Source organism: Legionella birminghamensis, from assembly GCF_900452515.1.
In the GTDB taxonomy this organism is placed as follows: domain Bacteria; phylum Pseudomonadota; class Gammaproteobacteria; order Legionellales; family Legionellaceae; genus Legionella_C; species Legionella_C birminghamensis.
This window is the reverse complement of sequence record NZ_UGNW01000001.1, coordinates 2,908,723-2,922,655: the sequence shown is the minus strand read 5'-3', so window position 1 is coordinate 2,922,655 and position 13,933 is coordinate 2,908,723. Positions and strand designations below refer to the sequence as shown.

Below are 13,933 nucleotides of genomic sequence, written 5' to 3'. Positions count from 1 at the left end.
TAATACCTGCTGCCTAAAAATTCCATCATCCTAGCATAATTGGCAAGTATACCGCCATGATTATCCTTTTCTAATAATTTTGCTATAATCGACGGTTAGCAATTCATCACTGGGTGCAGCACCCAAATGAATGGGTAACAACTAGTCGTTGTTTTATCAATATGATGCTATAATAGGCATACTGTTTTGTTTATGCGTTTGAAATGTCCGAATCTGATGATAAAAAAATTGTGATCGAAGGTGTAACCCATCAGGGTAAAACATTTCGTCCCAGCGATTGGGCTGAGCGGATGAGCGGTACTTTGGCCAGTTTTAAAAATCGTCGTATACGTTATTCCCCCCTGTTACAGCCCAGCGTTAACGCAGAAGGTTATAAATGTGTTTTGCTTGATCCCAGGCTAAAGGAAACCAGTCCGCAGGTTTACCAGGCAATTATGGATTTTGCTAAAGAAAATAATCTGAAAATCTGTAAGGAAGACGAATAGCTAACCACCCTGGCTATACATAGCGGAAGGATAAGGCTAAAGAGGTTAATTGATTTACTATCCAGCCGGCAAATGCAATAGTATTATCAAAATTCATGGCAAACACACCGCCTGCAAGAAAAGCCAGGCCCTTAGGTCCATCCTGTACGCCTGGTTCACTGGCATGGGTTAACAGCACTGCCCCGCGAACAAACCAGATCAGACCCGCTGTGCGGATAAGCAGGTCCATTGAGCTATAAATATTGGTGGGATTATAATTGGCGTATTGTAAAATGTTGCCAACCCCGAAGGCGGTATTGGATAAGGATGTGACTGCGGAGGGAAGGAAGAGCAAGGCAGCTCCGCCAACAATATAGGCAATTGGGCCAAACATTTTTTCCTGCGAAGAGGAATTGGCGCGATAATCTCCAATTTTTCGCAGCTTCATGATTGCAGTTATGAAAAATAAAATGCCTAGCATATAAGCCAACCCAGAAATCAGGGATTGTACGGGAAAGAGCGATCGACTTAAATTGGCGATCATTTGTATCAAATCTGTACTATTCATGGTTTAATTATATACTTTTTAAAATGAGATCTCTTGCAAATTCAAATTTTTTACTATATTAAGGTTTTTTTTATCGGGTAGCCAAACCATGCAAGCCAAAACAATTTCTGCCAGATTAACCGATGCTTTCATGCTGTCTTCAAAAGTAAAGCATTTTATATTCGAACTTCAACATAATCCGCCCTTTAATTATTTACCGGGCCAGTTTATTACTATTCATTTCGAAAAGGACGGAAAACAGCTTAAACGTAGTTATAGTATCGCCAATGTCCCCGCGCAAGACAATCGCATTGAATTTGCAGCAGGCTATGTCGAAAATGGCCCGGGCACTGCGCTTTTATTCAATTTGCAGCCTGACGATGTAATCCAGATCAGCGGCCCATTTGGTAGATTGATTCTTAAGGATGAATTACCACAGCGTTACGTACTGGTCGCTACCAGTACGGGTGTAACTCCTTATCGCGCAATGCTTCCAGTATTAAGACAGCGGTTGCAACAAAACCCCAATCTGAAAATTGTCATCATGCTGGGAGCACAAACCCCTGAAGACGTTCTCTACGAAAAGGAATTTCTGGCATTAGCGAAAGATTTCCCCAGGCAGGTTATTTTCCGCGCACAGCTAAGCAGGGCGCATAATGAGTCTCTGTTAAGCCATCAATTTAGGGGTTATGTGCAGCATGCTTTTTCCGAATTAAGTCTGAATCCGCAAGAAGATATAGTTTATTTATGCGGAAATCCGGGTATGATCGATGAGTCATTTGAACTGTTAAAATCAACGGGATTTGCTACTCAACAGGTCATTCGTGAAAAATATATTTCACGATGAAGACTTGAAGCCGTCCTGTACTAAACGATGAGGAGATGAAACTGCTATGAATTATGATGAGTTGGTGACAACCATGGATATACTTTTACAAGATGGTAAAGGCATTTTGGCCGCTGATGAAAGCAGTGGCACAATTGGCAAGCGATTTGAGTCCATCGGTTTGGAAAATACCGAAGAAAATCGCCGTGACTACCGTTTGTTGCTGGCTAATACAGAAGGTCTGGAGCAATATGTCAATGGTGTAATTCTGTTTGAAGAGACCTTTACGCATCGTGATCAGAATGGCGTTTCTGTTCCTGAATTGTTTGCTGCCAAAGGGATTGTACCCGGTATTAAGGTTGATAAAGGCTTAATCAGCTTACCTAATACCAATGATGAAAAAGTAACCCAGGGTCTTGATGGTCTGGCTGAGCGTTTGGCTCATTTCAAAAAACTGGGCGCTCGTTTTGCCAAATGGCGTAACGTTTACTCTATTTCCGACTGTACACCCAGCTTAACTGCAATCAAGGCAGGCGCTGAAATGCTGGCTCGTTATGCATCAATTTGCCAGGCTACCGGAATTGTGCCAATTGTTGAGCCTGAAGTATTAATGGATGGCGATCATGATATTGAGCATTGTGCACAAGCCACAGAAATGGTTTTACACGAACTGTTCCATTCGCTTTTCATCCATCAGGTCGAATTGGAAAATATTGTTCTGAAGCCCAGTATGATTACCAGTGGTAAAAAGCATAATCCATTCTCTTCTCCTGAAGAAGTTGCTGACTACACTATCAGTGTATTCCGTAATATGGTACCCGCAGCCGTTCCCACAATTAATTTCCTTTCTGGCGGCCAGACTCCAGAACAGGCGACTGCCAATCTGAATGCGATTAACAGCACGGGCTATCAACCCTGGGTGTTGAGCTTCTCTTACGGCAGGGCATTGCAAGAAGATTGCTTGCAGGCCTGGAAGGGTAAAATGGAGAATGTTGAGAAAGCGCAGGCTGCTCTGTTAAAGCGTGCTAAATTAAATAGCATGGCTTGCTTTGGTGAATATACTGGGGAGATGGAGTAATTACTGTTTCTCGTCATTGCGAGCATAGCGAAACAATCCAGAGCGGAGCATGAATGAGTGCTGATACTGGATTGCTTCACCAGGGCTTGCAATGACGGGGTTTCGTTCGCAATGACGAGTAGTAGCTTTAAACAAAAAAAATCGGGCTCCAGGCCCGATTTAGTTTAATCATTCTGATTTACTCGCGATGAGTTTGAATTTTTTCTTTGTGTTTTATCAGCTGACGGTTGAGTTTATCGACTAATACGTCAATGGCTGCATACATGTCTTCAGATTCGGCACGTGCATGAAATTCAGCTTTGGCAACGAGGATAGTGGCTTCAGCGATTTTCATCAGTTTCTCAATATCGAAAACGACATTAACCACCGTAATTTTGTCAAAATGACGCTCGAGCTTATTGAATTTACTTTTGGTAAAGTCTCTTAAAGCAGAGGTGACATCAACATTATGGCCTGTAAAGTTAATCTCCATAACATTTCTCCTTCTGTGATTACAACTACATTATGAAATACTTTTTCTTTCATTGGAAGGGGGGATCCCCATCGCTTCGCGATATTTCGCTACCGTACGGCGGGCAACCTGAATTCCCTGTTGTTCAATAAGCTCAGCAATTTTACTGTCGCTTAAGGGTTTCCTTCTATTCTCTGCCGCAATCAGTTTTTTGATGACAGCTCGAATGGCCGTTGATGAGCATTCTCCGCCGGCAGCAGTTGCAACGTGGCTGGAGAAAAAATACTTAAGTTCAAACACACCTCTTGGGGTATGCATAAATTTCTGTGTAGTGACCCGGGAAATTGTGGATTCATGCATATCCAGAGCTTGTGCAACATCATTAAGAATCAATGGTTTCATGGCTTCTTCACCATGTTCAAAGAAGTCCATCTGATAATCAAGAATGCAGCTGGCCACTTTTAGCAAAGTTTCCTGACGGCTTTGAATACTTTTTAAAAACCAGCGCGCTTCCTGCAAATTGTTTTTTAGAAACTGGTTATCCGGACTATTGTCTGCCCTTTGAATTAAGGAAGCATACTGATTATTAATTGATAAGCGAGGCAGGGTATTATGGTTTAGGAAAACCTGCCATTTACCTTCTATTTTTTTTACAATAACGTCAGGAATAATGTATTCAGTAATTTCTTCCTGAATGAGATTACCCGGTTTGGGGTTGAGTTTTTGTATAATCTGTAAAGCACGATTAAGTTGTTCTTCCGTAATCTGATGATTTTTTATCAATTGTCGATAGTTATGCTGGCCCAGTAATTCAATGCTGTTTCGAATGACCTCCTTGGCCAATGTGACATCACTATTTTCTTCAGGTAATTGCTCGAGCTGTATTAACAGGGTCTCCGCGAGATTAAGCGAGGCGCAGCCTACTGGATCAAAATGCTGTAAGCGATGGCGCACAACCTCAATTTCATCAAGCTCCAGAGGATGGCTTTCACTATCAAGGCTATTATGCAGTTCCGCGAGGCTTTGCGTTAAAAAACCATCATTATCAATTGCATCGATAATAGCGGTGGCAATTACCCGATCTACATCGCTCATAGGCGTTAATTCAAGCTGCCAGCGCAAATGATCCTGCAGATTGGTTGTGGTGCAGTGAAGATTGTCATAATTTAAGTCATTGTCTTCAAAAAGACTGCGTTTTCCACTGTTAGAATAAAGCTGAGACCACTGAAAATCGGCAAATTCATCAGGAACCTGTCTTTCTGTTTCTAGTCGGGAATCATCTTTCTCATCATTAGGGCTAGCTTCCAGCATGGGATTTGATTCAACTGCCTGTTGAATTTCCTGCTGCAAATCCAGTGTGGATAATTGAAGCAGGCGAATTGCCTGTTGTAACTGTGGGGTCAATGTCAGCTGCTGACTAATACTGAGCTGCAACGATGGTTTCATTCAAATCCTCTTTGTTTACCCGCTTTTATATAGTAAGTTTAACTGATCCACTTGGATTATCCAGTAGCTGTCTACACAAGGGGCAAAACTTTTTTCCTTTAGTTTGTCATTTTGAGGTAGGGGATGCATCTGTAAGGCAGATGATAAAAAAAAAAGCCTCAACAGAGGCCTTTTTAATTTATTTAATTTTACCTTCTTTATACTCTACATGTTTACGAACCACGGGATCGTATTTCATGAGTATAAGTTTGTCAGTGGTGGTGCGGGGATTTTTAATGGTTGTGTAATAGTGGCCGGTTCCTGCGCTGGACACTAATTTAACCTTAATCCTGGTTTTGCTCTTTGCCATCTTTTATAGTTCCTCAGTCAGTTAAACTTTTTCGCCTTGGGCTCTAAGCTTGTCAACAATTGCTTTAATACCCAGCTTGTCAATAGTACGGAGACCTTTAGTGCTGACTTTGAGTGTAACAAAACGCTGTTCTTCTTCAAACCAGAAACGGCGTCGTTTAATATTCGGCAGGAAACGTCTGCGGGTTTTATTGTTGGCATGCGAAACATTGTTACCAGTGATTGGTCGCTTGCCAGTCACCTGACATACTCTTGACATAGTGTTGCTCCAAAGGTTCTGTAGATATACATCTAGCTGGGCTTGAATTAAAGGCAGAAGCCACAAATCAGCCGGGGATAATACAAGAGCGCTTTTATAGCAAAAAATGGCAAATTATGCAATCAAAAAGTGCCTTGTAGACCAAAGATCGCAAATTATATCCTTTTTCAGGAGAGTGGTCGAGTCTCTTTCTTTTTTGCTATACTCCCGCGTCTTTCTACTAGCATCAGATGTTTTATGAAACGTACCATTAAAAGCTATGTGCTGAGGGCTGGCCGCATCAGTAACAGGCAGCAATCAGCCCTGGATAATTTGCTTCAGTACTATGAAGTCCCATTCACCGGCTCTTACTGGAATTGGGCTGATTTGTTTAAGCGGGAGGCTGAAACCGTTGTGGAGATTGGGTTTGGAATGGGAGCCTCATTGCTGGCAATGGCCAAAGCCCATCCAGAGCAGAACTTCCTTGGTATTGAGGTCCATCGCGCGGGGGTGGGAAGCCTTCTTGCGGATGTCCATGAGGAAAAAATCGAAAACCTGCGTATTGTGGTTCATGATGCAGTAGAGATTTTTAAACAGCAGATTCCGCCCGATAGTCTGGCGGGTATACAGATTTTCTTTCCCGACCCCTGGCCAAAAAAACGGCATCACAAGCGCCGTCTGGTTCAGCCCGAACTTGTTAAAACCATGGTCGGTGCACTCAAGCCGGGAGGATTCATTCATTGTGCCACCGATTGGGAAGACTATGCGCAGCAAATGCTTGAAGTGCTATCCGCGGAAGAATCGCTGATCAATAGTATGAGCGAGGGTGGATTTTCCCCCAGACCGGAAACACGGCCCGTTACCAAATTTGAAAAGCGAGGCCAGGGATTGGGGCATGGTGTATGGGATTTGATTTTTGTTAAGAAATAACCTGTCCTGAATTAGAAATTGTGATGCTGGGCTTTACAACCCAGCCTACCGTGATTGATTTTTTGCTAAATCGTAAAGAATTTTTGAACTTCGACCTCAGCCTGTGTAAGATGCTTCTAAAAATGGCTCCTGTATATAATAGTGAAGAGAGGATGATCAAAAATGATAAATTTCAGTGAACTGGATGCAGTGCTGGAGGCATCAAAAGAGGAAGGATTGCAGCCCTTTATAGAGTTTCTGAAGTCGATGGAGACCAGGAAGGAGCAGAGGGAAGGAAAAAAAGATAAGAAAGAACTGACTAAAGAGAGATTGAAAGAGTTCGCCCAGCAATATTATCAGACAGATGCAAAAGAAAATTTTACTCTGCTTAATTATCTGATTTTTAAACATCACTCTGAGGACTTAAATTTAACACCCTTGATTGAGTATTTATTACCCTACGATAATTTCATCACGGGCAAGCCCATTCATTTTGCATTCAAGCATCGAAAATTTGATTTAATTCCTACGCTCTTGAACCACTTCATTCCTTTTGAAAAAATGCATAAAGAGAAAGTTTTTGGTGAGGGTGAGGGGCCGGCTTTTCGCGTGATAGTTGAGGAACATGGCCAAAAAAACAACCCAGGAGGGATGCGCATGATTGACAGTACCGACCGCAGCGGCTACAGCTTGCTGGCGCGTGCTGTGCAGGCGCGTGACAGGGATAGCCTTCTGTTACTATTACAACGCAAGCCAAACCTGGATGAGCCTACTCTGTTTAAAATTGCCAATAAGTCTCAAGTGGCAAATGCGGCCATTCATCAGGCAGTCAGGGATGATTGGGCAGAGGCTGTCAAAATTTTGATTGACAGTGGAGCAGATCCTGAAATTTCATTCAATCCTGCAAGAACGACTCCCTTTGTTATTGCGGTTCATTATGCGAAGATAGATTCCCTACAGGTACTGCTTAAGGTTAAATCCATCGCAGCGGGTGTGGATGACTTAATCCAGGATCCTGCTGGGAAGACCAGGGATCGCCCCATTAATATACTTTGTCAGCAATTAAGCAAGGAAAAGGATAAAAGTAGAAAAGACGCTTTGCTTGCTGGGATTGCCATGCTGATATGCCGAGGCGCGGCAGTACCAGAGAATAAAGTCCACCAGGAGTTGATTAGTAAGTATCGCGAACAAATTGCTGATGAAATTACAGATTATGCCAAAAAAAGCTTTAAACGTTCACAGGTAATTATTCGTCAATTACACGCTCAAAACAGCCCCTGGCACAACATATTCTATCCAGCCAGCTCTAATCCCTTCCGTTTTTTATTTAGTACTCCTGGGAATATTACAAAAAAAATGGAAGATTTGGTCTTACAGTCGACTTTGAAATATCGAAAAAAAGAGCAGGAAGGCGCTATTGACCCAGCCAAGAAAGATCGGCGCTTTATTAGCGATGAAGTCAAGCTCGCTGTCTTTACCCGCCTGTTTTATGAAGACAGAGACCGTTCCTGTTGCACAAAGCGCTGGGCAACAGGATTCTGGAATTTGGGTGAAGGGCGATTTACCAGCTGGGATCAGGTCAAATTTTATGCCAACTCCCCTGAAGGTCATAATACGCGCACCCAGAGAGTGTACCAGGCTATAGAAGGGCAGCAAACGGGTGTCCACAGAGGCAAACCGGAGCTGGGAGATGATCGATTTGAAGAAATCCTTAATCGAATTGCCAAGGAAGAAGAAGAAAAAGAACGGCAAACCTTTATGGTATCTCCATCATAAGCTATAAATCGATTCTCGCGGAGCGTTCAGTCAGACTGCGTTTCGCAAGATCTTTTAAGGTGCTTGCTTAAACTGCTGGCAAGCCCTAGAATCCTAGCTTTATGTATAGGGTGGAGAACTCAATGGGATGGAAAGAACCAGACAAAGAGAAAGACAAAAATCAATGGAATGGTCAGAATCAGCCGCCTGATTTGGATGAAGCCCTCAAACGCTTTCAGGAGAAATTAAAAAGGACTCTCCTGGGCGGTGGTAACTCTGAAGAAGAAGGCGACCCTGGTTCGAGCGTTCCCGGAAAAAGCGCTGGCATGCTGGCATTTCTGGCCTTGCTCGTCATTTTTGCTCTATGGGCTCTTTCTGGAATTTTTATTGTAGATCCTGCTGAACAGGCAGTGATCCTGCGTTTTGGCAAATATGTTGAAACGGTAGGGCCTGGCCCCCACTGGATTCCACGTATAATTGAATCCAAAATAGTCAGAAATGTTGAGCGTGTTTCGGACTACTCCTATTCAGCGAATATGCTGACCAAGGATGAGAATCTGGTTTCAGTATCCCTGGCAGTTCAATATCGCATTGGTGATCTGCAAGCCTATCTCTTTAATGCAGTAGATCCCCAGGAAAGTTTGCAACAGGCTACTTCCAGTGCGCTGCGTCAAGTGGTTGGAACCACGACCTTAAACGAGATTATTACTGAGGGTCGAGAGGCATGGGCAACCAATGTACAGGATTCCCTGGTTAAAATTCTGGAGAGTTACAAAACAGGCGTAGTCATTGTCAACGTCTCTCCGCAACCAGCAAGGGCGCCTGAGAATGTACAGGATGCTTTTGATGATGCCATTAAAGCTCAGGAAGACGAAAAACGGTTTAAAGAGCAGGCTTTTGCCTATAAAGCGCGAGTAGTGCCTATAGCGGAAGGGAATGCCCAACGTATCAAGGAAGAAGCGCAAGCTTTTGCAACCCAAGTCGTCTTGAAAGCAAAAGGGGAAGTCGCTGAGTTCTTGGCACTATTGCCCCAGTTTAATCTGGCGCCGCAGGTCACTTCTGAACGAATGTACCTGGATACTGTGCAGCAGGTACTAAGCAAGAGCAGCAAGATTATCGTAGATGGTAAATCGGGTAACCTGCTTTATCTGCCTCTGGATAAGCTGGGTCGGGAAGCTGTAACGTCGCCTCTACCAAAACCGGCTGTGGAGGATGTCGCCGCTAATCTGGAGGAGGGCTCCGCATCTGGCGAGTATGATGATCATGCAACCACGCGTCCGATACTCAGACAAACTTATCGACAAGGGAGGAATGGATAGATGAATGCTTTAAGAACAACCCTGGTCGTACTGGCTTTCTTCATTCTGGTAATAGTATTGGCTAGCGTTTTTACTGTGACTCAGGGGCAGCAAGGAATTCTGTTGCGTCTGGGGCGACTGGTTATAGATAAGCAGACGGATAAAGTGAAGGTACTGCTGCCTGGTTTACATTTCAAAACACCATTTATTGAAAGTGTGCGATTGTTTGATACCCGCTTGCAGACACTGGACATTAAATCTTCACGGATTGTGACCAAGGAAAAGAAAGATGTGCTCGTCGATTATTATGTGAAATGGCGTATTGATAATCTTGCCCAATATTTCAAATCCACCGGCGGCAATGAGTTTAAGGCGGAAACGCTGCTCGAACAGCAGCTAAACACCTGGCTGCGTGCCGAATTTGGAAAACGAACCATTTCTGATGTGGTGTCCGGAGGCCGGGACGATGTTGTCGATGTACTTCGCGAGAAAGCGGAGCAACAAGCCCGCGGATTAGGGGTTGAGGTGGTCGATGTCAGAATCAAAGGCATTGAATTACCTGCAAACACCAGTAACGCAATTTATCAGCGTATGCGCGCCGATATGCAGAAAATTGCCAATCGACATCGAGCGGATGGCCAGGCTGCTGCAGAAGCGATCCAGGCCGCAGCAGATGCTGAGGTTACTGTGGTGCTGGCTAAGGCACAAAGTGAAGGCCAGGTTATCCGGGCAAAAGGGCAGGCCGAGGCTGCTACTATCTATGCGCAGGCTTATGGACAGAATCCAAAGTTTTTTGAGTTTTATCGCAGCCTGAAAGCGTATGAGGCCAGTTTCACCAGTAAACAGGACTTATTAGTGCTTGATCAAAGCAGTTCTTTTTTTGACTACTTTAGGCATTCTTTAGTAAAAAATGATGATACACTGAAGAAAAACTGATATAATTTTCCTTTGATTTTGTTGAAGAGGGTTAAGTTCGCTTAACCCTTTTTTCTTGGAGATTTTTTCCTCTCCATTATTCACCAATTGACAGAGTAAGAGTTTAGATTATGGGCAAGAATGTTGTAATAGTTGGTACGCAATGGGGCGACGAGGGTAAGGGTAAAATTGTCGATTTGCTGACCCAGAACGTAAAAGTGGTAGTCCGTTATCAGGGAGGCCATAATGCCGGTCATACCTTGAAAATCAATGGTGAAAAAACCGTATTGCGGCTAATTCCTTCCGGCATGCTCAGACCTCATGTAAGCTGCTATATCGGCAACGGCGTTGTTCTTTCCCCTGAAGCCCTGCTGGCTGAGATTCGTGAACTGGAAGGGAAGGGTATTAATGTCCGCGACCGGCTTAAAATCAGCCAGGCCTGCCCTTTGATCCTGCCCTATCATGTTGCCCTGGATAAAGCACGCGAGACTATGAAAGGCAGTAAGGCCATTGGAACCACCGGGCGTGGAATCGGGCCTGCTTATGAAGATAAAGTGGCTCGCCGGGCTTTGAAAGTCAGCGATTTATTCGACGAAAACCGCTTTGTCCGCAAACTGACTGAATTATTGCATTATCATAATTTTGTACTCAAACATTATTACCAGCAGCCTGAAGTAGAACTGGAACCCATGTTAAGGGATGCCAAAATCTGGGCTGCAGAATTAAAAGAGATGGTTTGCGACGTGACTACTGCTTTGCATACTCACCGTGAACAAGGCGATTCCATTCTGTTTGAAGGCGCGCAGGGCGTCTACCTGGATATCGATCATGGAACCTACCCCTTTGTAACGTCTTCCAATACCTGTGTTGGCAGTGTTATAAATGGCGCCGGTTTTGGTCCGCGTTATCTTGATTATGTCTTGGGGATTACCAAGGCGTATACTACCCGCGTGGGCGGAGGGCCGTTCCCTACTGAACTGCAGGACGATATTGGCAAGCGCCTGGCTGAGCGCGGTCATGAGTTTGGCGCAGTTACCGGGCGTCCGCGTCGCTGCGGCTGGTTTGATGCTGTATTGCTGCGTCGTTCCATTGAGCTCAATAGTATTACTGGGCTTTGCCTTACCAAGCTCGATGTGCTTGATGGCCTGGAGACCCTGCGCATTGCAGTAGCTTATCGCGACAAAAATGGGCAGTTGCTTACCCGTCCGCCGCAATCGGCAGAGGACTTTGAAGGCCTGGAACCGGTCTATGAAGAGCTGCCTGGCTGGACAGAGTCCACCGCTGATTTAACATCCATGTCGCAAATGCCGGCTAACGCCCTGGCTTATCTGAAACGGATTGAGGAATTACTGGATATACCCGTCGATATGCTTTCCACCGGGCCAGAACGTGATTCTACGATTATCAGGCGGGATCCTTTCGCTTAATATAGGGGGTGTAGCCTTTGCTGTATCAAGGCTACACTTTCTAACATCTCATTTTACATAGGCTTTAGGCTGGTCGAAATCGTAAATAATTCCCAAACCCATTTGCGCCGTATTGGCAGTTATTTTGGTTTGTTTTAACACGCCGCCAAATGGCTCGAAGACTGCGCTTTTAATCCCTTCATAATTGATTTGGCTGTAATCCAGAACTAACCACCAATTGGATGATAGGGCATGTTTAAGCCCTAAGCCATAACGGATCCCGCTGCGGTTTTTAGTTTGGCTAAGAATAGTGGGATCTGAATCTGAAATTTTTACCCGGCCATTGATATAACCTACCCGGCCAAAAAGTAATGTATTTTCTGAAAGAAAGTAACCTGGCAACAAACTGACGCCTGCACTTCGTTTAACAGTAAACGTTGTTTTAACAAAAGTCTGATGGATATATTCATTATTCTCCAGTTCGTATTCAACGGAGCTCAAATTGCCATTCACTTCGGCCCCAAGGGAGTAACGTTGATATCGCCACTGATAGCCGCCAAAGATTGAACCAAAAACGCCTGTGCCGGAAAAATGGTTTTTATCGATAACGTCAAAAGTACCAGGCCGGATAACATGCGCCCTTTGTCTGAAATCAGCGCCCTCTGGTCCAACGCTGGCTCCCAGATAAAATCCCGCCTGGCAAAGTGATGAAGACAAAATCAAGCTTGTAGCAGCTACTGTTTTCCCTAACATATATTCCTTCCTGTTGTTGATTAACTTTCGAAGCGTTTTTCAAAAGCTGCCAGTTTAAGCTCCAGATCCCGTTGTAAATGGGCTTTTTCACTCCTTTTCACAAATGCTTCGCAAGCGGCGCTGTTTAAATCCATGCATTCATTAACCAGTGTTCCTTTAGCCGGGTCAGCCCACAGGCTTTTACCTGGCAAAAAGGCATAAGTTAATACATTACGAGTCATATTTTTTAATTGTGAATAGTCAATATCATGCTCTATGACGGCTTTAACATATTGGCGGGTCAAATCAGTACGCAAAACACCTTCATCGTCAGTAGACAGGACCACTGGCACATCATGAGCCAGATAATAATGAATAGGGTGTTCCTTACCTGTTATATTCAGTATTTTTTCATTGCTGGTTAAATTGATTTCAACAGGTATCTGTCGAGTTTTCATGTAATTTAAGGTATCCAGGGAATTATCTTCAAAGCCTATATCCAGGCCATGCCCAATCCGCTCGGCATGGCCAATCAGCAGGGCATCCCTTATATGAAAGCGCAGGTCTTCAGGCATGACGTCTTCCCCGCTTAACTCGCCCGCATGCAAGGCAATATGGACCTGCGGATAAAGCTGATGCAGGAAATGAATCACTTCCATCTGTTTTTTATAATCCCTCAACGAAATAATGCCATCTTCCGCCTGCACCACATTAATCGCCACAATAGCCGTGGATTGCGAGGCGGCAGCAAAACCATGTAAAGCTTGCATAAAAAACTGTGGCAGCTCCTGCTCGCGAAGGATGTGATACTGAAGCTTGACGGTTAAAAGGCAAGCCGCCTGTTCCGGTTTATTCTCGCAGCCAAGAAATTTTCGGGTATCAGGCAGCAGCTGATCGCTGACTTTTACAGTATTTGAAATTTCCTGCATAAAAGCGGGGTTGGCAAGCAATTGCGTTTTCGCTTTTTCATAGCCCTGGCTTAAATCGGGTGCTGGTGCGGCAAGCGTTGACCGCGCATAATCCGGCATCATCATCACTTCAATGTACTCTTCCTGCTGGTCAGCGGCACGCTGAATCACTTCGGCTAGAAGCGGAATATGATTATCCATCACCAGATTGGTAAATTTAAAAAAGGTGGCGAAGAAATGATCATGTCCGGATTCTTTACCGGCTATAAAATTCTTCATTGACCAGCTGCGGATGATCTGATCATATAACTCAGGATTTTTGAAAATATGGCTGGTTTTTATGCCTTTACAGGTTTCGGTTATTTTAGCGACACTCAGTGTCTGGAGATCCAAGCAATAGTCTTGTTCAGAAGCCAGTTTTACCATGGTTTCCGGATAAGCGCCGCCGGATAAATGGTAGTGTAATTCGCCGCCCTTGGGCATTTCCTTTAGGAAAGCATATAAAGCATTGGGATCTTGTCTAACTTGATCGAACACCTGTTCAACACTGGATTGAGCGGAAGTAGCCAGTCCTAGTAAAAGCGCGCAACTAATGAGTCTTTGCATATCAAA

General features: G+C 44.3%; 15 protein-coding genes. 8 read left to right on the top strand and 7 right to left on the bottom strand.

Annotation, left to right across the window (positions count from 1 at the left end; genetic code table 11):
- Positions 1-203: 203 nt before the first annotated feature.
- Positions 204-485: a DUF3579 domain-containing protein gene (locus tag DYH42_RS12430; protein WP_058522527.1), complete on the top strand. Its 282-nt coding sequence runs from the start codon at positions 204-206 to the stop codon at positions 483-485.
- A gap of 13 nt (positions 486-498) precedes the next feature.
- Here the strand turns inward: DYH42_RS12430 and DYH42_RS12425 are convergent, their stop codons facing one another.
- The gene (locus DYH42_RS12425) at positions 499-1,032 is read right to left on the bottom strand and encodes a hypothetical protein (protein ID WP_058522526.1); all 534 of its coding nucleotides are present in this window, start codon (positions 1,030-1,032) and stop codon (positions 499-501) included.
- 88 nt (positions 1,033-1,120) lie between these two features.
- Here DYH42_RS12425 and DYH42_RS12420 point away from each other — a divergent pair, with 88 nt between their 5' ends.
- Together DYH42_RS12420 and DYH42_RS12415 are read left to right on the top strand one after the other, a co-directional pair.
- Positions 1,121-1,858, top strand: a complete 738-nt coding sequence (locus DYH42_RS12420; RefSeq protein WP_058522525.1) for an FAD-binding oxidoreductase — start codon at positions 1,121-1,123, stop codon at positions 1,856-1,858.
- Between the two features lie 46 nt (positions 1,859-1,904).
- Positions 1,905-2,915, top strand: coding sequence for a class I fructose-bisphosphate aldolase (locus DYH42_RS12415; RefSeq protein WP_058522524.1), 1,011 nt, complete (start codon positions 1,905-1,907; stop codon positions 2,913-2,915).
- A 178-nt stretch (positions 2,916-3,093) separates the two neighbouring features.
- On the opposite strand, the gene hpf is transcribed toward DYH42_RS12415, so the two are convergent.
- The 4 genes from hpf to rpmB form a co-directional block, all read right to left on the bottom strand.
- Positions 3,094-3,387 (bottom strand): ribosome hibernation-promoting factor, HPF/YfiA family, encoded by a 294-nt coding sequence (hpf, locus tag DYH42_RS12410; RefSeq protein ID WP_058522523.1) that lies wholly within the window; start codon positions 3,385-3,387, stop codon positions 3,094-3,096.
- Between the two features lie 30 nt (positions 3,388-3,417).
- Positions 3,418-4,812 (bottom strand): RNA polymerase factor sigma-54, encoded by a 1,395-nt coding sequence (locus DYH42_RS12405; RefSeq protein ID WP_058522522.1) that lies wholly within the window; start codon positions 4,810-4,812, stop codon positions 3,418-3,420.
- Between the two features lie 178 nt (positions 4,813-4,990).
- Complete coding sequence (gene rpmG / locus DYH42_RS12400; protein ID WP_058522521.1) at positions 4,991-5,161, bottom strand: 50S ribosomal protein L33; 171 nt, start codon at positions 5,159-5,161, stop codon at positions 4,991-4,993.
- A gap of 21 nt (positions 5,162-5,182) precedes the next feature.
- On the bottom strand, positions 5,183-5,419 hold the full coding sequence (gene rpmB / locus DYH42_RS12395; RefSeq protein WP_058522520.1) for a 50S ribosomal protein L28: 237 nt from the start codon (positions 5,417-5,419) through the stop codon (positions 5,183-5,185).
- 237 nt (positions 5,420-5,656) lie between these two features.
- Between rpmB and trmB the strand changes: the two genes are divergently transcribed.
- The 5 genes from trmB (at position 5,657) to DYH42_RS12370 (ending at position 11,702) form a co-directional block, all read left to right on the top strand.
- Entirely contained in the window at positions 5,657-6,328 is a 672-nt protein-coding gene (gene trmB, locus DYH42_RS12390; RefSeq protein ID WP_058522519.1) for a tRNA (guanosine(46)-N7)-methyltransferase TrmB, read from the top strand.
- Between the two features lie 162 nt (positions 6,329-6,490).
- The gene (locus DYH42_RS12385; RefSeq protein ID WP_058522518.1) at positions 6,491-8,083 is read left to right on the top strand and encodes an ankyrin repeat domain-containing protein; all 1,593 of its coding nucleotides are present in this window, start codon (positions 6,491-6,493) and stop codon (positions 8,081-8,083) included.
- A 122-nt stretch (positions 8,084-8,205) separates the two neighbouring features.
- Entirely contained in the window at positions 8,206-9,381 is a 1,176-nt protein-coding gene (hflK, locus tag DYH42_RS12380; RefSeq protein ID WP_058522517.1) for an FtsH protease activity modulator HflK, read from the top strand.
- Positions 9,382-10,296: a protease modulator HflC gene (gene hflC, locus DYH42_RS12375; RefSeq protein WP_058522516.1), complete on the top strand. Its 915-nt coding sequence runs from the start codon at positions 9,382-9,384 to the stop codon at positions 10,294-10,296. It begins immediately after the preceding gene.
- Positions 10,297-10,406: 110 nt separating this feature from the next.
- Complete coding sequence (locus DYH42_RS12370; protein WP_058522515.1) at positions 10,407-11,702, top strand: adenylosuccinate synthase; 1,296 nt, start codon at positions 10,407-10,409, stop codon at positions 11,700-11,702.
- 48 nt (positions 11,703-11,750) lie between these two features.
- Here DYH42_RS12370 and DYH42_RS12365 read toward each other — a convergent pair whose 3' ends face one another.
- The gene (locus tag DYH42_RS12365; RefSeq protein WP_058522514.1) at positions 11,751-12,434 is read right to left on the bottom strand and encodes an outer membrane protein; all 684 of its coding nucleotides are present in this window, start codon (positions 12,432-12,434) and stop codon (positions 11,751-11,753) included.
- A gap of 20 nt (positions 12,435-12,454) precedes the next feature.
- Entirely contained in the window at positions 12,455-13,927 is a 1,473-nt protein-coding gene (locus DYH42_RS12360; RefSeq protein ID WP_058522513.1) for an amidohydrolase family protein, read from the bottom strand.
- Positions 13,928-13,933: the final 6 nt, after the last annotated feature.